At 51.4% G+C, this 23,718-nt stretch carries 20 protein-coding genes and 1 tRNA gene; 10 read left to right on the top strand and 11 right to left on the bottom strand.

Annotated elements, in window-relative coordinates; genetic code table 11:
- The first annotated feature begins 1 nt into the window (after position 1).
- The 3 genes from AT687_RS04580 (at position 2) to AT687_RS11855 (ending at position 2,337) form a co-directional block, all read left to right on the top strand.
- Positions 2–631, top strand: coding sequence for a LutC/YkgG family protein (locus AT687_RS04580; protein WP_003851061.1), 630 nt, complete (start codon positions 2–4; stop codon positions 629–631).
- Positions 632–749: 118 nt separating this feature from the next.
- Positions 750–822 (top strand) — tRNA-Arg (locus AT687_RS04575).
- A 170-nt stretch (positions 823–992) separates the two neighbouring features.
- Positions 993–2,337 (top strand): IS3 family transposase gene (locus AT687_RS11855; protein WP_227889275.1). Its coding sequence is split into 2 segments (ribosomal slippage): positions 993–1,556 and positions 1,558–2,337, totalling 1,344 coding nucleotides; the frame shifts between segments, so codons are not numbered across the junction.
- Between the two features lie 834 nt (positions 2,338–3,171).
- Here AT687_RS11855 and AT687_RS04560 read toward each other — a convergent pair.
- Genes AT687_RS04560 through AT687_RS04550 form a run of 3 tightly spaced genes read right to left on the bottom strand, consistent with a single transcriptional unit; the run spans position 3,172 to position 4,343 of the window.
- Positions 3,172–3,774 (bottom strand): cadmium resistance transporter, encoded by a 603-nt coding sequence (locus AT687_RS04560; RefSeq protein ID WP_014318933.1) that lies wholly within the window; start codon positions 3,772–3,774, stop codon positions 3,172–3,174.
- A complete protein-coding gene (gene cmtR / locus AT687_RS04555; protein ID WP_003849933.1) occupies positions 3,771–4,130 on the bottom strand; it encodes a Cd(II)/Pb(II)-sensing metalloregulatory transcriptional regulator CmtR in 360 nt (119 codons plus the stop codon). The genes AT687_RS04560 and cmtR overlap by 4 nt, the downstream gene beginning before the upstream one ends.
- A gap of 27 nt (positions 4,131–4,157) precedes the next feature.
- Positions 4,158–4,343 (bottom strand): hypothetical protein, encoded by a 186-nt coding sequence (locus AT687_RS04550; protein WP_014318932.1) that lies wholly within the window; start codon positions 4,341–4,343, stop codon positions 4,158–4,160.
- 230 nt (positions 4,344–4,573) lie between these two features.
- On the opposite strand from AT687_RS04550, the gene AT687_RS04545 reads away from it, so the two are divergent.
- Positions 4,574–4,765: a hypothetical protein gene (locus tag AT687_RS04545; RefSeq protein ID WP_014310307.1), complete on the top strand. Its 192-nt coding sequence runs from the start codon at positions 4,574–4,576 to the stop codon at positions 4,763–4,765.
- Positions 4,766–5,061: 296 nt separating this feature from the next.
- On the opposite strand, the gene AT687_RS04540 is transcribed toward AT687_RS04545, so the two are convergent.
- Positions 5,062–5,262, bottom strand: a complete 201-nt coding sequence (locus tag AT687_RS04540) for a PspC domain-containing protein (protein WP_010934754.1) — start codon at positions 5,260–5,262, stop codon at positions 5,062–5,064.
- 105 nt (positions 5,263–5,367) lie between these two features.
- Positions 5,368–5,850, bottom strand: a complete 483-nt coding sequence (locus AT687_RS04535) for a MarR family winged helix-turn-helix transcriptional regulator (protein WP_014318931.1) — start codon at positions 5,848–5,850, stop codon at positions 5,368–5,370.
- A 241-nt stretch (positions 5,851–6,091) separates the two neighbouring features.
- Between AT687_RS04535 and AT687_RS04530 the strand changes: the two genes are divergently transcribed.
- On the top strand, positions 6,092–6,622 hold the full coding sequence (locus tag AT687_RS04530; protein ID WP_014308241.1) for a YceI family protein: 531 nt from the start codon (positions 6,092–6,094) through the stop codon (positions 6,620–6,622).
- Positions 6,623–6,698: 76 nt separating this feature from the next.
- Here AT687_RS04530 and AT687_RS04525 read toward each other — a convergent pair whose 3' ends face one another.
- Genes AT687_RS04525 through AT687_RS04510 form a run of 4 tightly spaced genes read right to left on the bottom strand, consistent with a single transcriptional unit; the run spans position 6,699 to position 14,327 of the window.
- The gene (locus tag AT687_RS04525; protein ID WP_014318930.1) at positions 6,699–9,263 is read right to left on the bottom strand and encodes an AAA family ATPase; all 2,565 of its coding nucleotides are present in this window, start codon (positions 9,261–9,263) and stop codon (positions 6,699–6,701) included.
- Positions 9,263–10,384, bottom strand: a complete 1,122-nt coding sequence (locus AT687_RS04520) for a metallophosphoesterase family protein (RefSeq protein WP_014318929.1) — start codon at positions 10,382–10,384, stop codon at positions 9,263–9,265. Before AT687_RS04520 ends, AT687_RS04525 begins: the two co-directional genes overlap by 1 nt.
- Before the next feature lie 31 nt (positions 10,385–10,415).
- Complete coding sequence (locus tag AT687_RS04515; protein WP_010934750.1) at positions 10,416–11,237, bottom strand: SWIM zinc finger family protein; 822 nt, start codon at positions 11,235–11,237, stop codon at positions 10,416–10,418.
- Positions 11,238–14,327 (bottom strand): DEAD/DEAH box helicase, encoded by a 3,090-nt coding sequence (locus AT687_RS04510; RefSeq protein WP_014318928.1) that lies wholly within the window; start codon positions 14,325–14,327, stop codon positions 11,238–11,240.
- Between the two features lie 225 nt (positions 14,328–14,552).
- Between AT687_RS04510 and putP the strand changes: the two genes are divergently transcribed.
- Genes putP through AT687_RS04495 form a run of 3 tightly spaced genes read left to right on the top strand, consistent with a single transcriptional unit; the run spans position 14,553 to position 17,273 of the window.
- A complete protein-coding gene (gene putP / locus AT687_RS04505) occupies positions 14,553–16,118 on the top strand; it encodes a sodium/proline symporter PutP (RefSeq protein WP_014318927.1) in 1,566 nt (521 codons plus the stop codon).
- 39 nt (positions 16,119–16,157) lie between these two features.
- On the top strand, positions 16,158–16,748 hold the full coding sequence (locus tag AT687_RS04500) for an HNH endonuclease family protein (RefSeq protein ID WP_014318926.1): 591 nt from the start codon (positions 16,158–16,160) through the stop codon (positions 16,746–16,748).
- Between the two features lie 48 nt (positions 16,749–16,796).
- Positions 16,797–17,273 (top strand): DUF2269 family protein, encoded by a 477-nt coding sequence (locus AT687_RS04495; protein ID WP_014318925.1) that lies wholly within the window; start codon positions 16,797–16,799, stop codon positions 17,271–17,273.
- 128 nt (positions 17,274–17,401) lie between these two features.
- Here AT687_RS04495 and AT687_RS04490 read toward each other — a convergent pair whose 3' ends face one another.
- Both AT687_RS04490 and AT687_RS04485 read right to left on the bottom strand, forming a co-directional pair.
- On the bottom strand, positions 17,402–17,812 hold the full coding sequence (locus AT687_RS04490) for a hypothetical protein (protein ID WP_014318924.1): 411 nt from the start codon (positions 17,810–17,812) through the stop codon (positions 17,402–17,404).
- Positions 17,813–17,900: 88 nt separating this feature from the next.
- Positions 17,901–19,949, bottom strand: coding sequence for a DEAD/DEAH box helicase (locus tag AT687_RS04485; RefSeq protein ID WP_014318923.1), 2,049 nt, complete (start codon positions 19,947–19,949; stop codon positions 17,901–17,903).
- 212 nt (positions 19,950–20,161) lie between these two features.
- Here AT687_RS04485 and AT687_RS04480 point away from each other — a divergent pair, with 212 nt between their 5' ends.
- Positions 20,162–20,557 (top strand): (deoxy)nucleoside triphosphate pyrophosphohydrolase, encoded by a 396-nt coding sequence (locus tag AT687_RS04480; RefSeq protein WP_014303243.1) that lies wholly within the window; start codon positions 20,162–20,164, stop codon positions 20,555–20,557.
- A 10-nt stretch (positions 20,558–20,567) separates the two neighbouring features.
- Positions 20,568–23,699, top strand: a complete 3,132-nt coding sequence (locus tag AT687_RS04475; protein ID WP_014318922.1) for a DEAD/DEAH box helicase — start codon at positions 20,568–20,570, stop codon at positions 23,697–23,699.
- Positions 23,700–23,718 lie beyond the last annotated feature (19 nt).

The following is a 23,718-nucleotide window of genomic DNA, read 5'->3' as shown; positions in this document are numbered from 1 at the left end:
GATGGATGCCAAAACCGAGATCCTCGAGCGTATCCGTAACGCTAACAAGCTAGCCAAGGCTCCTGAGGGAGCATACCCAGTTGTCCGCGAATACATCACGAACACTGATATGCCACGCGAGGAGCTCAAAGAGCTGCTCGTCGACCGCCTCCTAGACTACAAGGCGCAGGTTGTCGAGTGCACGGACGCCGAGCTCAACGATACCGTGGCTAAGATCCTCAATGATCGCGATGCTAAGGACATTCGTTTCGCGCCTGGCTTGGACACCGCACTGTTCGAAAGCTTCAACGGCACTGCTACCCCAGACTCCGCAGACGTTGATCCTCGCACACTCAACGATGTCGATGCAGTTGTAACCGACTCTCACGTGACTTCCGCACAAGCCGGCACCATCTGCTTGGTTTCCAACGAAGTCTGTGGCCGCCGCGCCCTGACTCTTGTGCCAGACTGCCACGTATGCATCGTCCGCATGGACAACGTTGTCTACGGCGTTCCAGAGATGGTTTCCCGCCTCGACCACACCCGTCCTAACACGATGATTTCTGGTCCTTCCGCAACCTCAGACATCGAGCTCAATCGTGTCGAAGGTGTGCACGGCCCACGTACCCTCATCTGCGTAGTCGTCAGCTAAATTCTAATTTAGGCCGAAATAAACCGCGCGGCTCAAAGTCTTTCCTTGCTTGGCTTTGAGCCGCGTCGCTTTTTTCGTCCAAATAGGTTAAAATAAATCCCGCTGCTTAACACAGCCTGTCTCCGTAGCTCAGTGGATAGAGCATTGGTTTCCGGTACCAAAGGTCGCAAGTTCGAATCTTGTCGGGGACACAATTTTTATAGAGGGTTTCACGAAACTGTTCCAATCTTTTCACAAAACCCCGCGCCGGCCGAAAGAAAACGGCCGCGAACGCAAAAATGACCCGCTCCGTTCGTTCGGATGAACTGCTCCCCATAATCCGGACTGAGAAATCAGAAACCAGATTGTGGGGAGTTTCTCTATGCATCCACGCAGTAAACTCAGTCAGGCTCAGCGTGAGCTGGCAGTCGACCTATTCGAGGAAGGCTACGGCTCGCGGGCAGTGGCTAACCGCCTCGGGGTCAGGCGTGAGCAAGTACGTCATCTCGAAGACCGGTTCCGGTTACATGGCAGACTATGTCTGGTGAGCAAACGAACGAAGAGGCAGTACTCCTTCGATGCGAAAATGGAGATCCTTCGCCGCCATAAAGCTGGCGAATTGAAATCCGATCTTGCCAAGGAATATGGCTTGTCGTCGCCTGCCCTGATTAACCATTGGGTATGGCAGGTCAATAAAGGTGGCCCTGATGCTTTACGGCCGAAACCCAAAGGCAGGCCTAAAGGCTCAGCTCGGCCTGCACCGGTGACGGAAGAAGATAAGCTGCGGCGTGAAAATGAGCTTCTTAAGGCGGAAGTGGCGTACCTAAAAAAAATTGAGGGACTTGAGGGATCAACGACGAGGCTGAAAGTTGCGGCCATCATCACCCTCAAGTCCGATCACCGCCTGGATGACTTGCTTGCCGTCTCTGGCCTGGCTAGGTCAACGTTTTTTTGATCACCAGCGTCGTTTTGACCTGCCAGACAAGTACGCCGACCTCAAGGAACAGATTACGACGATCTTTTACGACTCCAACGCCACGTTTGGCTATCGCCGTATCTGGCGTGCGCTGCGCAACAACAACACGATCGTCAACAAGAAGGTGGTTCGCAGGCTCATGCGCGAGCAAGGATTGGTATCGAAGATCAGGCGTAAGAAGTACAACTCCTACCGTGGCACTGTCAGCCACATTGCTGACAACGTGCTTGGCCGACGCTTCATCCAAGACGCACCGAACAAAGTGTGGGTTAGTGACGTCACAGAGTTCCGGGTAGCCGGCACCAAGGTATACCTGTCGCCAGTCATGGATCTGTTTGACCGAACCATCTTGGCGCATACTCTGTCTACGTCACCGAATACTCAGCTCACATCACGCTCGTTGGCCGATGCCATTGCCATGTTTAGTCCGGGTAAAGGACTGATTGTGCACACTGACCAAGGCTTTCAGTACCAACACGCAAGCTGGCGCACCCTGATTAAAAGCGTTGGCGGTGTGCAGTCAATGTCACGCAAAGGCAATTGCTACGACAACGCGGTGATGGAAAATTTCTTCGGACACTTGAAATCAGAGATGTACTACGGCGCGTTTTTCACCAGTGTCGATGAGCTCTGCCAAGCTATCGATGATTACATACTGTGGTACAACACGTACCGACTCCAAGAACGATTCAAGGGTCTGGCTCCGATGCAATATCGGAACCAGACCCTTGCAAAGACCCTAACCGTTTAGAATTAACCCAGTCCGGAAAACGAGGCTCAGTTCAGGAGGGGTCATTTTTCTTCGTCTCAGCGCCGTTTTAGGACCAATTTCGGCACTCGCCCACGATCTCTAGGCCACGGGCTTCTTCCTCGTTGTTTGAGGACCAGCCGGTGGCCTTGGTCGGGCTACGCTGCCAATGGCGGGGCGTTCGGGTTCGCTGGGTCGTTCGTCTCGTCACGGCCTCGGGTCTCGACTGCCAGCTCAGTGTTGTTTTGGCGTTACTGCCGATTTTGTAGGCCGAGTTTCTATTTCCTTTTCCATGGCTAAGCATGAAGGAATGATGTCTCGAGACAGCCGACGTCGGGATCTCGGGCAATTCTTGCCGGTAAACTGCCCACCGGTACGATATATCGAGACATACACACAGCTAAAGCCGGAACAGTGTCACGAGACATGCAGAACGAGGTCACCGAACCAGACTCTGTCGTTGATACGAAGTGAAGTCATCAGTCGCGACATAGTTGACAGTTCAGTCGCGACAAGGTGGACAAACCGATATCTCGGTTTTTATCTTTTGGGCGCCGGTCTTGTCGTTTTCAGGCCAGGGGTGGTTGGCCCGCGATCACCGGGCCTCCATGGGTGTGCTCACCTTGGCCTGAGAGCGGCTGTCCATCGGGTGTACTCGATGAACCGTAGAGGCGCTTGCACACAGAGGCTGTGCTTCGTTCGTTCGATGGCGGGGTTTTGCAGCGCTCCATGGCGGTCTTGTTGCTGCGATCACGCAGGACTGGCTGCGGGTAGTTGTTGGGGTCTGAGCCGAGAGGGGTGCGTCCAGTCGAGGCCGTTTGGAATGCTGCCGCTACGTCAGAGCCCGAAGGCTCCGCCGCTGACGAGGATCACGATGCCGAGTCCGATGAGAACGATGGGAAAGAGGATGTGCTCCCAGCGTTCGAGCACTTCCGCGATCGGGGGACGGGTGGCGACGAACTTTGCCAGGGCCACCAGCACCGCAACGAGCACGAGGAAGATAACGCAGTAGGCGACTACTGCGAGAGGTTCCACGCTGAGGAATACAGGGGTGTAGACGCCGATGTTGTCGCCACCGTTGGCAAAGGTGACGCCTGCGACTGCCCCCACGCCGACCTTCTTGCCGGCAACCTTGGCCTCGTCGTCATCGTCGTCATCGTCTCCGCGCCAGGTCTGCCATGCGGCCCAGAGGCCGAGGCCCAGAGGGATGAGACCAAAGTATGGAATGGCTGCCGGGGGCAGAAATGCTCCGGCGCCGGTGGTCACAAGGATCGCGGCGACGAGGATGCCCGCGAATCCGAGGTACTGGCCGGCCAGAATGCGGGCGGTGGTGCCGCGCTGGCCTGCCCCTCGCGCGAAGAAGAGGGAGAGCACGATGATGTCGTCGATGTTGGTAGCTGCGAACAGGCCTATCGCCTGCAAGACCGAGGTGAGGATCATGCGTCCTCCCCAGCTGCGTAGCACCCGGGAAGCGTGCAGACGGGATCGATGCACGGGGCGTCTTCGTCTACTGCCAGGGTGGCATCGACCAGTGCTGTCAGTGCCTGTGCCAGGTGCGGATCGGCGATCTCGTATCGTGTCCGACGCCCCTCTGGCTCGGAGACGACAATCCCACAATCGCGCAAGCATGTCAGGTGGTTGGACACGTTCGGGCGTGTCAGGTCCAGATCTCGGGATAGTTCCGCCGGGTAGGCGGGATGGTCGAGCAGGGTCAAGATGATCCGGGATCGAGTGGGGTCGGCCAGTGCACGACCCAGGCGGTTCATCACGTCGAGACGCGAAGCAATAGTCAGCATGCGCTGAACTATACAGCGATCGCTGAACTAGTCAAGTTCCGGATAGCGGTGCAGCTGTGTGCGCTGCTCAAGAGACAGTGGAAGTAGCCGAGATGGCAGAGATTCCGGCAAAGTTGCGATAGCTTCGCCAGATCGAGATCCAAGTTGCGCACGAGCCTGGCGTAGTTCGCGAGATCCGTTTTCAGGCCCCAAGCAATGACCCGAACGGGACAAAACTCGATGGCCTCATCATCTTGAACCGGGAAGGTTCGTACAAACTTATCTACCCCATCCGCAGCCACGACTCGATTCTCGTTGGCAGCGGGGACACCTCGGGGTTCGACGACGGTTCGAGCCGTCAAAGAGAGGCTTGCCGGATAGCTTGTCGAGAGGGACAACGAGGGAGACAACACTGGCGACGGTGCATACTTGGTTGAACCACGCTCGTTTCTGGTGATCGGCCCATGTGCGATTTGTGCCGCGCCGAAGGCAACCGATTTGGCTCGAAGTTCCGTAGCTCTGAAAGTTTCCGCTCGAACCGTAAGTCACCGGAGGTGCTCACCTTTGACGAACTCGTCGAGCGTGCACGGTGGAGCGTGGACCTTGCCGAGAGGCAGCAAGAGGCTGAAGCGGAATTTCCTGACTTCCCGTTCTAAGGAGCGCTCCTGCTCAGGTCGTATAATTGACTTCTGTCGTGTAACCGGAGGCGAAACTGCGTGTAACCGGGGTGTAGCCGCGGACCTGGTATAACCGGTCGGGAGGTTTCATAAAAGCCTCTTATAAAAGTCGGAACGTACCTCAGTTACGCTCCGACTTTTACTTTTCCCCTATCACATAATCCAGGTGTCCGATTAGAACCAGCATGATCGGGCATGTAGAAACAAGCGATATTTGCAACGCTCAAACGACAAAAGCCGCACACTGTGATTCGTGTGCGGCTTCCTTCCCCCTCCTAGCGACGCGGCATAATGAGCCAAGCAATCACATAAAGGATAACCTGTGGCCCTGGTAGGAGGATGGAGCAAACAAACAAAACGCGAAGCAGCGCGATGTTAATGTTGTACGTCTCGCCGATTCCCGACAACACTCCTCCTACCCACTGCTGGCTGTTACTACGGGCGAGCGGACGGTTAAGGCTGTTGGAGAAGTTCATTATTCGAGCCCCTTCATGTGGTTCTAGCTGTTTGCGCTTGCATAATTAATTATCCAAATGAATGGGTTTGTCCGCATCGGGGAAGTCCCTGAATAACACCCTGATTTAGTCGTCTAGTGGATTTCCCGTAGACGCCCCACACTGAACATCGATCACTTTTTGGAAATAGCCACGCAACACTGCGGCTTCTTCCTCGGTCATCACATCAAAGATTAATTTGCGGACTACATCAACGTGCCCTGGTGCAGCCTCACGGAGACGCTTCTCCCCTTCTGGAGTCAGCTCAACGAATACACCGCGTGCATCATCTGAGCATTTCGTTTTTGTGACTAAGCCACGACGCTGCATACGGGTAATTTGATGCGACGTTCTACTTCTGTCCCACTGAAGCGATTCGCAAAGATCGCGAAGGCGAATCTCATGCCCTGGTCGCTCCGAAAGGCTAACAAGGACTGAAAATTCTGGAGTAGTCAGTCTTTGACTGGACTGTAGTTCTTCGTCGATTCCCCTTGTCACTTTACGCTCCATTGCTAGAAAAAGGCGCCATAGGGATTGTTCGTCTTGTGTTAGCCATCGTGGGGTTGTCATGTGGTTCAGATTAGACCGAAAATCCGTAAATGGAAAATAAACATAATGCCCCCTGCCTGCGGATTATCTCGTAAACAAAAAACCTTAAGGAGTTTTGTTGACACGTCAATTGAGTCGTGTATAGTAATCCACGTCAGGGCAATGATGACACGACACCATAATTGTGTGAGTTTTATATGGCCCTGATTCTTATCAAGTCAGATATTTGTAATCTATTACCAACTTTATTTAGGAGACTCCCATGCATAACCTCAACGGAACCTACGTGCTCGATCCAGCCCACTCTGTTATCGGCTTTATCGCTCGCCACGCTATGGTGACCAAGGTTCGCGGCAACTTCGGCGAATTCGACGCTACCTTCACCATCAACGATGAAGATGTTCAGGCTTCTGCAACAATCAAGTCCGCATCGATCACCACCGGTAATGCCGATCGTGATGCACACGTTCGCGGAGATGATTTCTTCTCCACCGAGGCTTTCCCTGAGCTCACCTTTACTGCTACCGATGTAGTAATCAAGGACGAGGACTCCGCTAAGGTCACCGGCGACCTCACCATCAAGGGTGTTACCAAGACCGTCGTCCTTGATGTTGACATCGAGGGCATTGCAGAAGATCCATTCGGCAACGTTCGCTTGGGCTTCGAGGCCAAGACCAAGATCAACCGTCGCGATTTTGGTATCAACTTCAATGCTCCTTTGAATACCGGCGGCATGCTGGTTTCCGATGAGATCAAGATTGAGATCGAGGGATCTGCAATCAAGCAGGCTTAATACTTTCCTCTCAAGATTTAGGGCTCTTAGACGGTGGCCTCTTTCAGTTTCACACTGAAAGAGGCCACCGTCTTTTTTATTGCATAAGGTCAGAGATACGCAGCTCATGCTTTCCGGCTACGTAGTCATAGCGCTGCGGCATACAAGTGAGTACGAATACTTGCTGGTTATGGCCTTGACGTGAAAATAATGTAGCCATCATCTCCAGCCGGTTGGAATCGGTGGATCCTAGGGCATCATCAATAAATACTGGGACTGTTTCCCCACCTTGTGAGGCAAGATCAGCAACCGCAAAACGCTGCACAATAGAAAGCTGTTCTTGGGCACCTCCTGATAGCTCATCTACCCCAACGGTTTGCTCCTTCATGGTACGTTTCACCACGCTGAGATCTGGGCCGAGCTCGAAAACTACACCTTTACCAAAAACTGGTGCAGCAAACTCTGTGAGTCGCTGTGTAAACGGAGCAGCGTATTTTTGGCGTGCTATATCGCGGTGCCGGATGAGAGTCGTGTACAACAACATGGCTGCTTGTGCCCGATGATGCACTGCTTCTAGGGCTCGTAATGCTACATCTCGTTGAGCTAACGCAACATCAAGTTGCTCAGCTGCTCCTGCGGCGTAATCGATCTGTGTTTGAAGTGCTTTGAGGTTCGCCTCGCAATCTCGAATGGTATTTTCCAGCGATTCAACCCTCGCAGCGGCACCAGCGTAAAGATCCTTGGCAACTTGGAGATTGTCAGTTTCTCTAAGCTCAGCAAGATGATCTTGCTGTCTTTTGAGCTCAGCGGTTACGTTGTGAAGCTCGGAGTGTAAAGCTTCAAGCGGCCGTTGTTCTTCCTGTGCTTTTATCTTTTGATCACAGCGGTCAAGGTTTTCGCGTTCGGCTTCTACACGCGCTTTCACCGTTGCATAGCGCACCTGTATATCGTTGGAATCCCAAGCAGCCAATTCTTTCTGATACGCATCTGCATCTTGTTGATATTGGAGATACTCTTTTTCTGCATCATCGATGAGCTGCTGGAGATCGTCGCTTTCTTGAATGTCGAGCTCAGCTACTTGCAGCTCCGCGTCAGCGATGTCACGTTCGAGATCAGCCTTATCGCCAAAGCGCATCGCTATCTCGTTTTTGCGCTTATTTAGGCTCTGAAGTTCTTTTTCTGCATCAACCCACGCTTCGCGTTGCAACCGAAGCGTTGCGATATCTTTCGCATCACCTAGGGCTGCACGGAGTGTTTCTTGAGTTTCTGCTCGTTTTTGTTCGAGTTGTTCTCCTTGTTCACCTGGTTCAATGGTGAGGGAAACATCGCCAATTACAGCGGTTAGTTCCGAAGTAATACGCGTAGTCCACTCTGTATCGTTTAATGCGACGGCTTCACCATCAATCTGAATTGTTATGGGCTGAACAGCGTTTATACGCATGGTAGCGGCGTGAGCTTCAACCACATATGCGGCAGCCTTGGCTCGATCATTGGCTTCTTCTGCCGCGCTTAATTGAGCACCAGTAACTTCGGGAACAGTACGTAATTCTTCTAGTTGTTTCGAGACAGTAAGAAGCTCTTGGTAGGAAGTACGCAATGTGTCAAGCCGCAGCGATTCCTTTAGTTTTTCCAACCGTTGTCGCATTTTTTCGGCGTCAGCACGTGCTTTTTCATGCTGAGAACGCAACTTTTCGCGTGCTTCGCTTAATGAGTCGGTCTTTTCTTTCAGATCCAATTCCTCTTGGATCCGTATCTGAAGGGCTTCGCTTAGTCGGCTTTGTTCTTTACGCAATTCCTCACGGGCATCAATATCGGATTGAAGAATTCGTTCCTGATCTTGGGCAATTTTTAACTGAGCACTGGCGTTTTCCAGCTGTTGGGCAGCTAATTCTGCAGTCTTGAGCTCTTGTTCTCGAGTAGTCAGGGTGTCACGTGCATTTGGAAGATCTTGCTGGGCCCGATCGCGGTCACGTTGAAAACCTGCTACTGATTCAACACGTCGATCTAGGGTTTCCTTTTGTTGAGTGGCCGCAAGTACAGCTTGTTCCGCTTCGGCGACAGTTGTTTCGGCTATGCCTAATTCGCCACCTTTTTTAGTGGCACCCGACTTGGTGAAGTAACGGTCTTTTTCTTTTTCCACAGCCAGGATTAATGCATTGTCCTCGTTACTGGCGTGGTCCGTGGCACCACCAAGGGCCTGTGTAACAGAGGAAATACCTGCGGCGCTTAGCATGGACGTGATGTCGCCTTGTTCCACGAACAGCGCAGAAAAGAGGTCGTAGTCAAGGTGTGCATCAAGAAGCCCAGATAATTGCGAGTCTGCTTCTTTGCCCGTGTAATTTGCTGGTTTCGGTTCAAAAATCGTAAGTTCGGAACTTTTCTTTTTGTTAAACACCTTGCTTACGCGGAATCGCACTGGGCCTAGGTCTGCTTCCAAACAAATGCGCGTTCCAACATCGTGGCCTTTGGGTTGGATAGCTTTGACGCTTTGTTTGTTGGTGTCATGATTTTCTCCCAACACCAACTTGATTGCTTCCATAATTGTTGATTTACCGCGCTCGTTTTCACCACTGATAACGATGACGCCGTTGGAAGGTAGATCTGTTAATACCAGATGCGTGATGGCACGCATGTGCTCGATCTCAAGGGAACGGATACGCACTAATCTTCCTTTGCTAGTCGAAACAGCAGTTTGAGGGCATCATGTGCAACCGGATCGTCACTATCGACGAGCTCGTGCAACGTTTGTTGAGCAAAACCGCTAAGCCCCAATTGGTCAAGCTCATCTTCCCGAGGTTCTAGGTGTAAATCCATGAGTCGCCGACGCTCATAGAGTGCGGCAAAGATAGGTCGTAATTTTTCACACTCCGTTTCGAGGTATTGCATTGTCTGCATGGAAACAGTGCCACGAAGCGCGTATTTCACTACCGTATTTTCCTTTTCGGAATACGCAGTTAAGTGCGAAATAAAGGCTTGTGCATCGTCAAAAGAGTTAATGTCCCATGTGACAGCCTCAAAGGTCCACTTTCCAACTGGCACTTTTTCCACAGATACTTGATGGTCTTCAATGGCAACCATCAGCACATTTCCTGAGTCTATCTCCCCACCGCCGCTAGGAAATTCAACAAAATCTGTAGTCTCTGGAGCGCCGGAGTACCAGACCTGACCTGTGGACCCCAAGCTTTCTGTCGAGTGAGTGTCACCAAGCGCCAAGTAATCGATAGCCCCTTCACTGATACGTTGCTCAACGAAGGCGAGATCAATAACATCCGGTTTCATCTCATTATCGCGGGCAAGTGTTTGTCCATGCCCTACGGCGATACGAGTAGTGGTTCCAGCAGTAGAAAGTTGTTCCAAGGCTAGCCGAACAAGGTCACGCGTTGCTGTTTTTGCAGTCAGTGGCGCCCCCACTAATTCCACTCCTGGTCGAATAACTATGGGTTGAGAATGCGAAATGACATGGACATGGTCGAGTACTTCGGTTCGCGCGAGTTGGGAATCCGCAGTGAGGGGATCATGGTTGCCCGGAAGCAGGTACACCGGTACAGAGACCTTTTTGAGTGCTTCCATGGCGCGTCCAAATGTGGCAGGTTTCAGAGAGTTATGTTCGAAGATGTCTCCTGCCATCACGATGAATTCGCAATCGTGTTGGGCCGCGATCTCTCCTAGCTTGGTGATGGCGGCGATACGGTGGGCGTCGAAACGCGCTTGTGCGTCTGAATCGAGGAATCGCCGAATCATGCCGATCTGGAGATCGGAGGTGTGAAGGAACCTAACTGTCATGAAATTGTTCTATCATTCACCCGTGACACGCTTACCCCTTTTCGTGGGTGAGATGGTAGTAGATGTCTTCGATGTCGCTCACTGCCCGAAGCTCATCAATGTTGGTGTAAGACACGAGCCTCATAGCTTTATGCAGCAACGATGCATCAGAATCGTCTAAAGCTGGGGCGATTTTAGGCTCCGGCAAGGACGGTAAATCGCGGCCTTGCCAGAATCTTTCTTTCAGGTCTTGAGTGCTCGCCGCACGTGCTTGCATCGTTACGGCCTGCTCCAACTGGGCTAGATCTAGCCCGCGAAGTCGAAAGGCCAGCAACGGATCCGCTTCAACTTTTTCAGAGGCCACCGTCACCACAGCGACTGAATGTTTACAGCACACGACGTGATCTGGGCAGTCACAACGAAACGTCACTTGGGTGCCAAGCAACAAATCCAAAATATCTTCTGATAGCTGACCATGACGTGCAGCGTTAAGGCCATCAGGCGAAGCAGCAATGTATTGGGTGATCTGGCTTAAACCGTCGGTGCTTAAATACGGAAATGCGATGCTGACTTGGAATGGGAGGTTTTGGGATCCGGCGACGTCGGCAGTAATGAGCGAGTTCCCAAACTTCACGTTGAGCACATGGCCGGAACGTGCATAATCACGCCCGCGTTTTAACCTGCCGGCGTCTGCTTCCTGCGTAGCCAAGTCGCGGATTCGCAAAGCAACTGGGGAAAAATTGCGGGACTCGACGATCTCTGGCGCCTCGGGTTCAGTGCGAACCGTTGTTTTTGCCCCGAAATTTGCATAAATAACGTTGTCCACTCGCGCGTGTCGACGTCTCTTGTCCTGGGGTGTTTCCTGCTGTGCCATCTATTCCCGTCCTCGATAACTCATGAGCATAGCGAGTTCTTCCGCAGACAGCTCGGTGAGCCAGCCTTCGCCTTCACTGACTACAGCTGAAGCCAATTGAGTCTTACCATCCAAAATATCTTGAATGGATTCTTCAAGAGTCCCAGCGGTAATCATCTTGTACACCGTGACATCTTTACGCTGACCGATACGAAATGCGCGGTCAGTAGCCTGGTTTTCTACAGCAGGGTTCCACCAGCGATCCATGTGCACCACGATGGAGGCATTGGTGAGGTTTAAGCCCGTGCCGCCAGCTTTCAGCGAAAGAATCATTGCCGGAGGTCCATCTGGAGTCTGGAATTCTTCTACCATTCGATCGCGTCCTGTTTTACTCACACCGCCGTGGAGGAATGGAATCGTGGTGCCAAAGTAGTCACTGAGATACGGGACGAGAAGATCACCAAAGGCGCGGTACTGCGTAAAAATCAGAAGTTTTTGATCGGAATCAACGGCGTCATTGATAAGATTCATGAGCTCAGCAACTTTGCCAGATCGGTGTTTGCCTTTAATCGTCATGGCCGAGCCGTCGCCAAGGAAATGCGCAGGATGATTACAAATCTGCTTGATCTTAGTCAGGGCAGACAACACCAGGCCTCGCTTGTTCATCCCCTCAGCCTGATCAAGCTGAGTTTTCACACTATCGACGTAAGCTTTGTACAAAGCAGCTTGTTCCGAGGTCATATCTACCGTCACAACAGTTTCAGTCTTTGCCGGAAGATCATCCACAATCGCGGAATCGGTTTTCAGGCGCCTCAAGATAAAGGGTGCAGTTAATGCTCGCAAGCGCTCGGTCATGTCTTCATCATGTTCGCGTTCAATGGCACGTGCGAAATGATTTCGGAAGAACGAAGCGCTGCCCAATACCCCTGGATTGCAAAAATCTAAGATGGATCGCATCTCTGATAGGCGATTTTCTACCGGCGTTCCGGTCAACGCAACGCGATGTTCTGAGGGAAGCGAGCGTACTGCTTTGGATACCTTTGTTGCCGAGTTTTTAATGTGCTGAGCTTCGTCGAGTACTACGCGTCGCCATGTAATCTTGCCCAAAAGCTCAAAGTCGCGCGCCGCAGTACCATAGCTGGTCACGATCACATCACGGGACTGAGCCAGCTGAATAAACTCATCATCCGCTTTTCGCGAGGTTCCGTGGTGCACTGCCACACGCATGGTGGGCACAAACTTGTGAGCTTCACGCGACCAGTTGCCCACGACAGACGTAGGTGCAATCACAAGCGTGGGACCACGCTGTTGTTCACTGCGTTCAACGGCTTCTAAAGAAAGCAGCTGAAGCGTTTTACCCAAACCCATGTCATCGGCAAGAACAGCACCTAAATGATTGTGTGCCATCCAGTAGAGCCAATCTACTCCCCTGCGTTGATATTCACGCAGATCAGCATGAACGGTATCGGGAATGGAAACACGTTGAGGCGCCGGTGAATCTTTCCCCATGCTCCCGCCCGCGAGGCTGGCGTGCCACGGCGATCCCGTGTAGGCAATCGGCTCATTTTCTTGTGCTTTGAGGGCGAGTTCCCGTAACTCTGCGAGCGTTACTTGTCCGAATTCCGCGAATTCATTGTTAAATTCCTCGGCAAGTTTTTCTGCACGCGCCTCCAGCATCGGCCACCGTGGGTCGTCGTTAGCCTTGGCAAGTTCTGCTTCCATGACGGCGGTATCAAGGGCTTGTTTTTTGCGCTTACGGGATTGCGCAGCGACGTCTTTCATGTAGTCGCCGATGCGTCGAATAGCTGCGGTATCAGCCATAACCCATTCGCCGCGCAAATGGATAAGCCCCGACTTGGAACGAACGAGCTCCACCATTTCGGCTTCGGTCAACTCGATGTCTCCGACCGACATGTGCCAGTCGTAGTCCACTATTTTGTCCAAACCGATGGTGGCTTGGGTTGATGCTTCCGCGGGATCGCTGAGACGCAAATGTGCTTTCGTTACTTGTTGGTCCCATGATCGTGGCAGCAAAACGTTAAATCCGCGTGATTTCAGCCGTGCCGCGGCATCACCGATAAATTCGACAAGCTGATCTGTCGTGACATAGCAATCCCAGTCCCCTGCGCCTTCCTCACGCTGAAGCTCAAAAAGTTGAGTGGGGGTGACATTAGAATCAGTACCCTGTTTTTCCAGGATCGGAGCAACGAGAATTACTTCACGCCTCAGTGCTTTTAAGCGTTCTTTTGTGGCTGAGTCGTAATGCGACAACATGATCGGCTGCGGGGAATCCACACCGGAGCGAACTCGGACACGAATGGGCCAGAGCATATCCGCAGGATCGATTCGATCTTCACGATCTTTCGAGGGTTCTTCCACGATAAACACCAGTTGCACGTTGACTGATGTCATGGAATCGCGCCACTCATTAAGCGCTGAAACAAGTTGTGCTGTGCCACGCCGCAACGGAGTACTCCGCATAAGAGCTTCGGGGAAGCTATGCCATTCGCTCGAACGCGGAGTGTCAAGCAAATCCTGCAATAAGGAGTTAGCTATCCAATGCGGAAGTTCATCTGCAATATCTTCTGCCACAGACGATCCTGCATTAGCAATGAGCACCCCAGGGGCCGCTGCCGTCATTTGTGCAATCCATCCGCGTTCTTGGAGTCCCGCAGATAGCTGCCACGTGGGCCACCATTGATGGTCAGCGTATCCCAATTTGATGGTCAATCGACCAGCACGAACAAATTGTTCTAGGCCTTGATAAAGACGCACCATCCACATCAAATCTGGCGCCAAGGTTGCGCGTTGGGCACTGCTTGCCACCATGGGCGTTATGGCTGCGATCTGAGAGAGCACCCTGACTGCTTGCTCTGGAGTAAAAGCTATGGTGGGCAGTTGGAGGGTAACCTCCCTCCCCTTGGGGGTAAGCAACTTAGTTTTCACTTGATGTGTAAATCGTTTGCCTCGAATCAGCGTTGCGACGCTATCCGGAAAAGTGTTATCCGGCACCGCATCAGATAACACGATTTTGTGCCCTTCCACCTGCTCAATCCACAAATGCAAGCCAGAATTCTTCAGCCACAATGCATGGAGTAGGTGCGTGCTCATTTCATCATTTCTACCAGTTCGAAGACTTTTGGGGAGTAACGGATTTAAAATACACCGCTTCGTGTCTACCTTCCTCCGACAGTTTTTCCGTGAGTGTCACAACGACAGGGTAAAGTTTTCACGTCAATTGTTTTTCGTCGCGTTCGTCGAGCACACGGTCCTTGTCTCAGATATTTCATCTCCGTGCGTCGTTCGATCAGGCACCACGTGAGGAGGCTAGAGAGGATGACCGAACATACGTGGTTCATCGTCGCCATCATCATTTATATGGCGGTGATGTTAGCTATCGGTTATTGGAGCTACCGCAAAACTGACCAGTATGACGACTATGTGCTTGCGGGGCGCGACCTCAACCCCTTTGTTGCCGCACTGTCTGCCGGTGCCTCTGATATGTCCGGTTGGCTGCTCATGGGTTTGCCTGGCGCGCTGTTTGTCACCGGCATGTCGGAACTGTGGATCGCCGTAGGTTTGTTGATTGGTGCATGGGCTAACTGGCGCTGGGTGGCACCTCGCTTGCGCTCCTACTCGGAGGTTGCTCAGAATTCAATTACACTTCCGTCGTTTTTTGAAAATCGCCTTGAGGATTCCTCGCGAATCCTTCGCATTGTCAGCTCGTTGATCATCATTGTGTTTTTCACCTTCTATGTATCTTCGGGCATGGTTTCGGGTGGCCGCTATTTCGAGTCAACATTTGGCGGTGCGTATCTCGACGGCATGCTGATCGTTGCTTGTATCACGGTCATTTACACCTTTATCGGTGGTTTTTTGGCTGTGTCCTACACGGATGCAGTTCAGGGTTCCATCATGTTTGTGTCGCTCGTTCTCGTTCCAGTAGCGGCACTGTTGTATCTGGACGATCCCAGTTCAATTTGGACATGGGCAACATCGCATGACTACGGCCCGTACATGGATGGCGTAGGTAATCCGCATTATTTCTCAATGATTTCTGGTGTTTCAGTTGCTGCGGTGATCGGTAACCTTGCTTGGGGTTTGGGCTATTTTGGCCAGCCCCACATCATCGTCCGTTTTATGGCTCTGCGTAAGCCATCAGATGCGGGCCAAGCACGGTGGATCGGTACAGCATGGATGTTGTTGTCCATTTTGGGCGCAACGTTTACCGCGATTATTGGCACGGCATTTTTTGGCCAAAATCCTCATGTCGAGGTTGTTGATAAGAAAGCATACGAAACAATTTTCTTGGACATGGGTCGCGTACTTTTCCACCCGCTTATCGGCGGTTTGATTCTTACCGCGGTTCTAGCAGCGATTATGTCGACGATCGCTTCACAGCTCCTAGTCACCTCCACCTCGTTGATCGAAGACCTATTTAAGGCCTTTAAAAAGAACCTTCCCAGCGAGACTGTGATGATTAACCTTTCTCGTACTGCCGTCATGGCAGTAGCCATTGTGGCCGGCGTATTGGCTATCGACCCCCAAGATTCCATTCTGAACCTAGTGGGCTTTGCATGGGCTGGTTTTGGTTCAGCGTTTGGTCCGCTCGTGCTGCTCACTTTGTACTGGAAACGTTTGAATTTCGCAGGCACTATCTCAGGCATGGTTACCGGCGCTGTGGTGTCGTTTGCTTGGGGAATGTCGCCTCTAGGAGATAGCTTGTACGAAATCGTGCCTGGCTTCTTCAGCGGATTGTTCGTGATGGTTGTGGTGTCACTAGCCACCCCTGCCCCACCTGCATCTGTACGTTCTGCTTTTGACCGCGCCACTAAGCTGACAAAAGTTTCACAGGCACACCCAGAGCTAGAGGTCAGCGAAGTTCAAGAAAAGTTGCTCTAACAGGGAACCAAATAATGCGCTTTATACGTCCAAACATGTATGAAGCGCATTTTCTTTACCCTCCTAGTCGCGATGACGTGTTTCGCGGTGTATTTGTCGATTCCCCACGGCTGGTATTTTCATGATCTGCGTGAGGTTTCCCACCGCGTGACGGTTATTGGGTATGAGCGTTCGCAGTTCGGTGATGGTTGGGCGCTACAAAACAGTGGATGTTCCACGCGAGACGAGGTGCTAGCAGCCACGCTTATCGACGCCCATCTCACCGTCGATTGCTCACTTACTCGAGGATACGGCGATGATCCTTATTCGCTTCGCCCTATTGCTGTCCATCCAGGCCACGATCGAGAGCCTATTGAGCTCGACCATGTATATCCGCTTTCTGCCGCGTGGGACATGGGCGCATTCGCTTGGGATAAGGAGCGGCGAATAGCGTTTGCTAATGATCCGTTAAATCTCGTGGCCGCCTCCAAACAACAAAATCGTCAAAAATCTGACAAGCTGCCCAGTGAATGGCTACCCTCGGCACGCAAGCAACGGTGCTGGTACGTCAACCGATTAGCCGATGTGGCACGTAAATACGATCTACCTCTTAGCTCCGCAGATCTAAGGGTCATGCGCAGACAATGTTAAGATGTGTTTTTAATCTCACCCATCGTATGAAAGGCTCGTGCGGTTCCTATGAACTCCGTCCTGATTTTGCTGCATGTACTTACAGCTATTTTGTTCCTCGGCCCCGTCACGGTGGCTGTTTCCACTTTCCACACCCGTGCCTTCGCCGCACACAACGGCAATGAGACGGCCAAGGGCGCTGCTGCGGTGTTGTACAAGATCACGCAGACCTACGGCATGCTCTCCCTCCTAGTGCCACTGGTGGGCTTTGCTGTGATGTTCACCAACGATTCTTACTGGAGTAACGGTGTTTACCACGCTTCTATGGCACTGTCTGTGATCGCATGGGCCCTGCTGATTTTTGTCATCATGCCTAAGCAAAAGAAGATGATGGGCAACCTGGGCCTCCTAGAGGCTGACGAGCAGGCCGAGGGTGGATTTGAGATCGCCGATTGGAAGAAGGCTAAGGGCCAACTGTCAATGTTTGGCGGCATCTTCTCCTTGATCTGGGTGATCGTAGCAATCCTGATGGTTGTTATTAAGTAGTTGTAATCACTCATAAAAATCCACACCGGCGATGATTTACTGCCGGTGTGGATTTTTGTATTTTCTAGTGCTAAAGAGACTGCCACGCTGGCTCTAGCCCAGCTTTTGGTTTTCTCTTCGAGAGCGCTTTACTGAACTTCCCACCCTGCTGGTGTGGAGGTCAGAGTCAGTGCGTCGACGTGGTCAAAGGGGTGTGTGCACAAATCCATGGCGCTGCGCTTGTATTTGTGGGTTTCGTATTCACCGTTGGCGGCGTGCATCACGATGAAATTCTCAGAGTCTTTGGCGCCTTGTTCAGGAATGTTGAGGTCTTTCATTCCTAGGCGGTCCGCAGCGGCTTCACGGTCTTCGTAGGGGCATACGGAGCTGACGCTTACCCATTCGCCATCGTAAACATCGTGCACGGTGACTGTAACTGGTGATTCTTTCCCTTTGAGCGCTTGCTCGAGGGGATCGTGTTGCAGGAGCCAGACCATTGTGACGCCAAGGGCTAGGAAGGCGATGAACACGGAAATGACTGCAAATATGTTGCGTTCCACGGTGATTGTCTCCTATCGAGTCGGAGGCTGCGGGGAATGAATAAGGGAGCACGGATAACTACCGTACTCCCTTATTTCAGTTTTCTTATTAGTCGCGGTATCCGCCGCGGCCACCTCGGTAGCCACCGCGATCACCACGGTCGTTGCGGTCACGTCCGCCACGGTATCCGCCGCGGTCGCGTCCGCCACGTCCACCACGACGATCGTCACGGTCGAAGCGGTCGCCGCCACGGTATCCGCCGCGGTCACCGTCGTCGTTACGACGTGGTGGTCGGCCATTGTCCTTTTCGATGTGGATCAATTGGCCGGAGATACGGGTATCGCTGAGGCGATCGATCACGCTTGGATCCATGTTCTTTGGTAACTCGACCAAGGTGTGGTCAACGAAGATGTTGATGCGACCGAAGTCCTTGTTGGACAGGCCACCTTCGTTTGCCAGAGCACCAACGATGGCACCAGGGCGAACATGCTGGCGCTTACCAACTGCTAGGCGGTAGAGCTGCATGTCGTCGTTACGCTCGAAGCGGGAGCCACGGTCACGGTCACGGCCGCCACGGCGGTCATCGCGGTCGAAGCGGTCGCGTCCGCCACGACGATCGTCGCGGTCACGACGCTCGCGGCGCTTTTCTGGTGGTGGCTCCTTCATCAAGAATTCGGAACCAGCGCGTGCCTGGGTAGCCAATGCGGCGGCGATGTCTTCTAGTGGAACATCGTGCTCTTCCGCGTAGGACTTAATCAGGCTACGGAAGATTGCTACCTGATCGTCTTCAAGAGACTCGGTGATGGAGTCAGCAAACTTTGCCTTGCGGGACTCATTGACCTCATCAACGGTTGGCAGATCCATTTCGATCAGCTTTGCGTTGGTGGCGCGCTCGATGGAACGCAACATGCGACGCTCACGTGGAGTGACGAACAAGATTGCTTCACCAGAACGACCTGCACGACCGGTACGACCAATGCGGTGGACGTAGGATTCCGTGTCGTTTGGAATGTCGTAGTTGAACACGTGAGTGATGCGTTCAACGTCGAGGCCACGGGCAGCAACGTCGGTAGCAACGAGGATGTCGAGGCGACCGTCCTTGAGCTGGTCGACGGTGCGCTCACGCTGAGCCTGAGCGATGTCGCCGTTGATAGCGGCAGCGGAGAATCCGCGTGCGCGAAGCTTTTCAGCGACTTCTTCAGTTTCATGCTTGGTACGCACGAACATGATCATGGCTTCGAACTCGGTGACCTCAAGGATACGGGTCAAGGCATCGAGCTTGTTGCGGTGTGCAACGTTGAGGTAACGCTGAGTGATGTTCGTGTTGGTGCGGGTCTGCGACTTCACCTGGATCTCATGAGGATCCTTCATGTAGTCACGGGACAAACGACGAATACCATTTGGCATGGTGGCAGAGAACAAAGCAACCTGCTTGTCCTCTGGGGTGTCCTCCAAAATGCGCTCAACGTCTTCCTGGAAGCCCATGTTAAGCATCTCGTCTGCCTCGTCCAGAACGAGGAAGCGGAGGTTGGAAATGTCGAGGGAGCCCTTCTCCAAGTGGTCGATCACACGACCTGGAGTACCCACGATGATCTGTGCGCCACGGCGCAGGCCGGATAGCTGAATGCCGTAAGCCTGACCGCCATAGATTGGCAGCACGTGGATGTCGCCCAAATGATCTGCGAAGGACTGGAAGGAGTCTGCAACCTGCAAAGCAAGTTCGCGAGTTGGGGCGAGGATCAACGCCTGTGGGTGGCGCTTCTTGACGTCGATACGCGACAAGATTGGCAACGCGAATGCTGCCGTCTTACCTGTACCCGTCTGCGCGAGGCCCATAACGTCATGCCCCTGCATCAACACCGGAATGGTCTGCGCCTGAATTGGGGATGGCGTTTCGAAGCCAACCTTAGCGACTGCCTTCAGGATTGCTTCTGGGAGACCTAGAGCCTCGAATCCATCTTTTTCTGCACTGTCCGCTTCTTTCTGAGCGGAGTCGGTGGCCTCAGAAGTGTTCGCAACCCTGGAGTCGTCTACATCGGCAACGACATCATTATTGATGGTGGTGCCTTCGTCTACCTGCGAATTATCCTGAGATTCCGACAAAATCTTAATGTCCAGCTCGTTCTCGCCGCTGGTGGCGTTATCGGTAATGCTCATTGCCCCACCACGCTACGCCACATCCACATGTTTTACCTAATCATTGAATAATTAGTGTCGCACCTTACACAGTTGCACGCTTTGCGACGTTTCCCCACTGACTACCTACAGTAAATACAGCGAAGTTGATATAAAGTGCGTTCTGTCCGCAGAGCATTCCTGCTCTTGGTAGCATTCAACACGATTCTTTTCAAAAATTATATCGGAGTGACATGAAAAAGCGCATCAAAGTTACCGGCGCAGTTCTCACACGCAACGGCCTCATTCTCGCAGCTCAACGCGGACAATCTAAGAACCAGGGAAAGCTATGGGAATTCCCTGGAGGAAAAATTGAGCCAGGCGAAACCCCAGAAGAAGCACTCCAGCGCGAGCTGCACGAAGAATTACGTTGCGACGCTCACGTAGGCAAATTCATTACTACAACGGAATTTGAATATGACTTTGGAATCGTCGAGTTATCAACTTATTTCTGCACGCTGAATGGATCCGAGCCACAGCTGACTGAACACGAACAAATCAAGTGGCTACGTCCCAGTGAACTCGCTCAGCTGGACTGGGCACCTGCAGATATTCCTACGGTCAAACTTTTAGAAAACTTCACCAACTAAGCGACTAAATATGTCTACTGCCGATTCAGCTCTTCCCTTTGGTGTCTATGAAACACCCATTACTCGTAGGATTTCTGAACGTCTTACAGAAACTCAAAAGCTTTCCCCGGATTCAGTGGCCGAAATCAAGTCACTTGACGATGAAGAGGTAAAACGCCGCTACACCGACGCGCTTGCCCGAGAGTTTTCGCTACGCTTCGAAGCCAAGCTATCAAGCCTTAATGAGGAAAAGGAACGCATAGCGCTTATCAATTCTATGGCTGCGCTTCTAGATACTGATTCCAGTGTTGATTCTGAACAGCTACTTACGTCGATCCGTCCGACTTCTTTAATACAGGCGCCCCAGCTACCAGAGCAACCACTTTCCTCCCTGGCGCTCTTAACAAATGCGAAAAATGAATCCAATATGGATCTCGAAATCCGCCGTGAGCTGGAAACAGCTGATTCGGTTGACCTTCTATGCGCTTTCATAAAAACTGGAGGGCTTCGAGTGCTTGATGAGCCTCTTCTTAAGCTTCGCGATCGCGGTGTTCCCCTTCGCATCATCACCACGACGTACTGCGGTGCTACCGATAAGGAGGCAATTGATAGGCTCGTGGAAAAATACGGGGCGGAAATTAAGATCTCGTACGAGACAAATATGACGCGTTTGCATGCTAAAGCATGGTTATTTAAACGCAACTCGGGATTTGATACTGCATACATCGGAAGTTCAAATTTGTCTGCTTCAGCGTTGGTTAACGGCATGGAGTGGAATGTTCGTACTTCGTCAGGTAAATCCCCTGAGATTGTTTCGAAATTTATTGCAACATTTGATTCGTATTGGGCCGATAAACACTTCGTTTCTTATGATCCACGCACTGATGGACAGGAACTCGAATACGCACTTCAACGAGATCGTTTTGCTAGCGGTGGAAGCGATGAGCTCGCTATATCAGGGTTAGAAGTAAAGCCATATCCTTATCAACAAGACATGTTGGAAAGTCTGCAAGCAGAACGCGAGCAACATAATCGACATAGAAACTTGCTTGTAGCAGCAACTGGCACAGGTAAAACTGTCGTTGCAGCCTTAGATTACAGAAACATGTGCGATGCATTGGGTAGACGTCCCCGTTTACTTTTCATTGCACATAGAAAAGAAATTCTGCAACAAGCACTTCGTACCTTCCGCGAAGTACTATCAGACGGCAATTTTGGAGAACTACTTGTTGATGGCGTTCTTCCTAAAGAATGGACTCATGTCTTTGCAAGTATTCAATCCTTAAATACTTCCCGAATGGAAGCATTAGGAAAAGACCATTTCGAGTTCATCATTATTGATGAGTTCCACCATGCCCAAGCAATCTCTTATCGCAAGGTCATGGATTATTTCGAGCCTCAAGAGTTACTCGGGCTAACTGCTACTCCTGAACGTGGAGACGGAATCAATGTCAAGGAATTCTTCGATTACCGCGTAGCCCATGAGCTACGAATTTGGGACGCTCTTTCGCTTCAATTGCTTGCCCCCATGCAATATTTTGGTGTGAATGATGATACTGATCTGCAGTCAGTTGCTTGGGACAAGCGCAAGCATGAATATGCGGTATCAGCCCTGAATGAACTTTATGTTGCGCGTGGAGAAAAACGGGCAAGGCTTATTTTGCAGTCATTAAACAATTATGCATTCGGTTTATCGGGAGTAAAAGCACTGGGTTTTTGCGTTTCTGTAGAACACGCAACATTCATGGCCGCATATTTTAGTAAACAAGGTGTGCCTGCAGCCGTGCTGAGCGGGCAAGATAATGCGACAACCCGACGCAACCGACTAGATGATCTGAAAACTGGACGTATCAAAGTTATCTTCTCTGTAGACCTTTTCAATGAAGGCCTTGATATTCCAGAAATTAATACCGTCCTCTTACTTCGTCCTACTCAAAGCCCCGTACTATTCCTCCAGCAAATTGGCCGAGGCCTTCGCCTTTATCAAAGGAAAGAATCCTGTCTCATTCTGGACTTTGTTGGTTTGCACAGCCAGGAATTTGATATGGAAAGCCGTTTCCGAGCCCTAACTGGATTTACAGGAAAAGAACTCGTTGACCAAGCCGAAAATGATTTCCCTGCTATTCCGGCTGGCAGCAGCATTATCCTAGATAAATTAACAAAGGAACAAGTCCTTAAAAACCTGAAACAGGTGACACGGACAACATCCAAGCGGATGATCAGTTTAACCGGTGAAATCGGATCAACTTCATTACGCAAATTCATCGATTCAACTGGCATTCCTGTTATGGACGTTTATCGGCCTAAAGACTACAGCTGGAATTTCTATCTGGGGCAAGCTGGTCTAGCAGACAAAGCTGATCCACGTAAGGATCTACTTCTCAACCGAGTCAAGTCGTTCCTTCATATAAACGATTATCAGAGAGCCAATGCATATCGTGACATTATTGCTTCGACTGCGAATACGATCGGTTCCCTTCCCCTCGATCTACAGCCTTACGCGAAAATGTTGATCCTTAATATCTGGGCGAACAGGCCACAGAAAGTCATTCCTGCCACATTCGATAAAGCTTTAGAAGAAATCCACAGACATCGTGCGTTTTGCAAAGAACTATCCGAATTGCTCGAAATTCAAGTTGAAGACAGCAAAGTAAATCCTGCGCCTCTCAAGGGTGACCTAGGAAATACCGTGTTGTTATCGCATGCGCAATATTCACTTGCGGAACTAATGGCAGTTTTAGAAGATGGAGAAGAATTGCCGATTATGGCAAAACTTCCTCGAGAAGGTGTTCGCAAACTTAATAATTTTAATGCCGATCTGTTTCTTGTTACTTTGCAGAAAAGCGATAAACATTTCAACGAAAAAACCTCTTACAAGGACTACCCGATTTCTCCTGATTTGTTCCATTGGGAGTCTCAATCTCGAACAGCTATTAAATCGCCTACTGCACAGCGCTATATCCATCATAAAGAGCTCGATCACTCACTACTTTTGGCAGTAAGAAATGCCAATAAAAATGAAGTTGGTCTTGCGGAGTCATTCACCTTGTTAGGTCAAGTAGATTACGTTTCCCATAAAAACGAGAAGCCAATCCAATTTGAGCTGGCGCTCCAGCGAAGCATGCCACAGCACCTCTTCATCCAAGGCCGTGCAGTGGTGTAACTAAAAGCCCTTCGCAGTC

This window comes from Corynebacterium diphtheriae (genome assembly GCF_001457455.1).
Taxonomy (GTDB): domain Bacteria; phylum Actinomycetota; class Actinomycetes; order Mycobacteriales; family Mycobacteriaceae; genus Corynebacterium; species Corynebacterium diphtheriae.
Note: the sequence above shows the minus strand (reverse complement) of the source record. Positions and strands in the feature narration are given on the sequence as shown.

Coding starts and splice junctions, on each gene's coding strand:
- AT687_RS04580 (WP_003851061.1), top strand. CDS start 2: ATGGATGCCAAAACCGAGATCCTCGAGCGTATCCGTAACGCTAACAAG.
- AT687_RS04560 (WP_014318933.1), bottom strand. CDS start 3,774: ATGATCCTCACCTCGGTCTTGCAGGCGATAGGCCTGTTCGCAGCTACC.
- cmtR (WP_003849933.1), bottom strand. CDS start 4,130: ATGCTGACTATTGCTTCGCGTCTCGACGTGATGAACCGCCTGGGTCGT.
- AT687_RS04545 (WP_014310307.1), top strand. CDS start 4,574: ATGTGCGATTTGTGCCGCGCCGAAGGCAACCGATTTGGCTCGAAGTTC.
- AT687_RS04540 (WP_010934754.1), bottom strand. CDS start 5,262: ATGAACTTCTCCAACAGCCTTAACCGTCCGCTCGCCCGTAGTAACAGC.
- AT687_RS04535 (WP_014318931.1), bottom strand. CDS start 5,850: ATGACAACCCCACGATGGCTAACACAAGACGAACAATCCCTATGGCGC.
- AT687_RS04530 (WP_014308241.1), top strand. CDS start 6,092: ATGCATAACCTCAACGGAACCTACGTGCTCGATCCAGCCCACTCTGTT.
- AT687_RS04520 (WP_014318929.1), bottom strand. CDS start 10,384: ATGACAGTTAGGTTCCTTCACACCTCCGATCTCCAGATCGGCATGATT.
- AT687_RS04515 (WP_010934750.1), bottom strand. CDS start 11,237: ATGGCACAGCAGGAAACACCCCAGGACAAGAGACGTCGACACGCGCGA.
- AT687_RS04510 (WP_014318928.1), bottom strand. CDS start 14,327: ATGAGCACGCACCTACTCCATGCATTGTGGCTGAAGAATTCTGGCTTG.
- putP (WP_014318927.1), top strand. CDS start 14,553: ATGACCGAACATACGTGGTTCATCGTCGCCATCATCATTTATATGGCG.
- AT687_RS04500 (WP_014318926.1), top strand. CDS start 16,158: ATGAAGCGCATTTTCTTTACCCTCCTAGTCGCGATGACGTGTTTCGCG.
- AT687_RS04495 (WP_014318925.1), top strand. CDS start 16,797: ATGAACTCCGTCCTGATTTTGCTGCATGTACTTACAGCTATTTTGTTC.
- AT687_RS04485 (WP_014318923.1), bottom strand. CDS start 19,949: ATGAGCATTACCGATAACGCCACCAGCGGCGAGAACGAGCTGGACATT.
- AT687_RS04480 (WP_014303243.1), top strand. CDS start 20,162: ATGAAAAAGCGCATCAAAGTTACCGGCGCAGTTCTCACACGCAACGGC.
- AT687_RS04475 (WP_014318922.1), top strand. CDS start 20,568: ATGTCTACTGCCGATTCAGCTCTTCCCTTTGGTGTCTATGAAACACCC.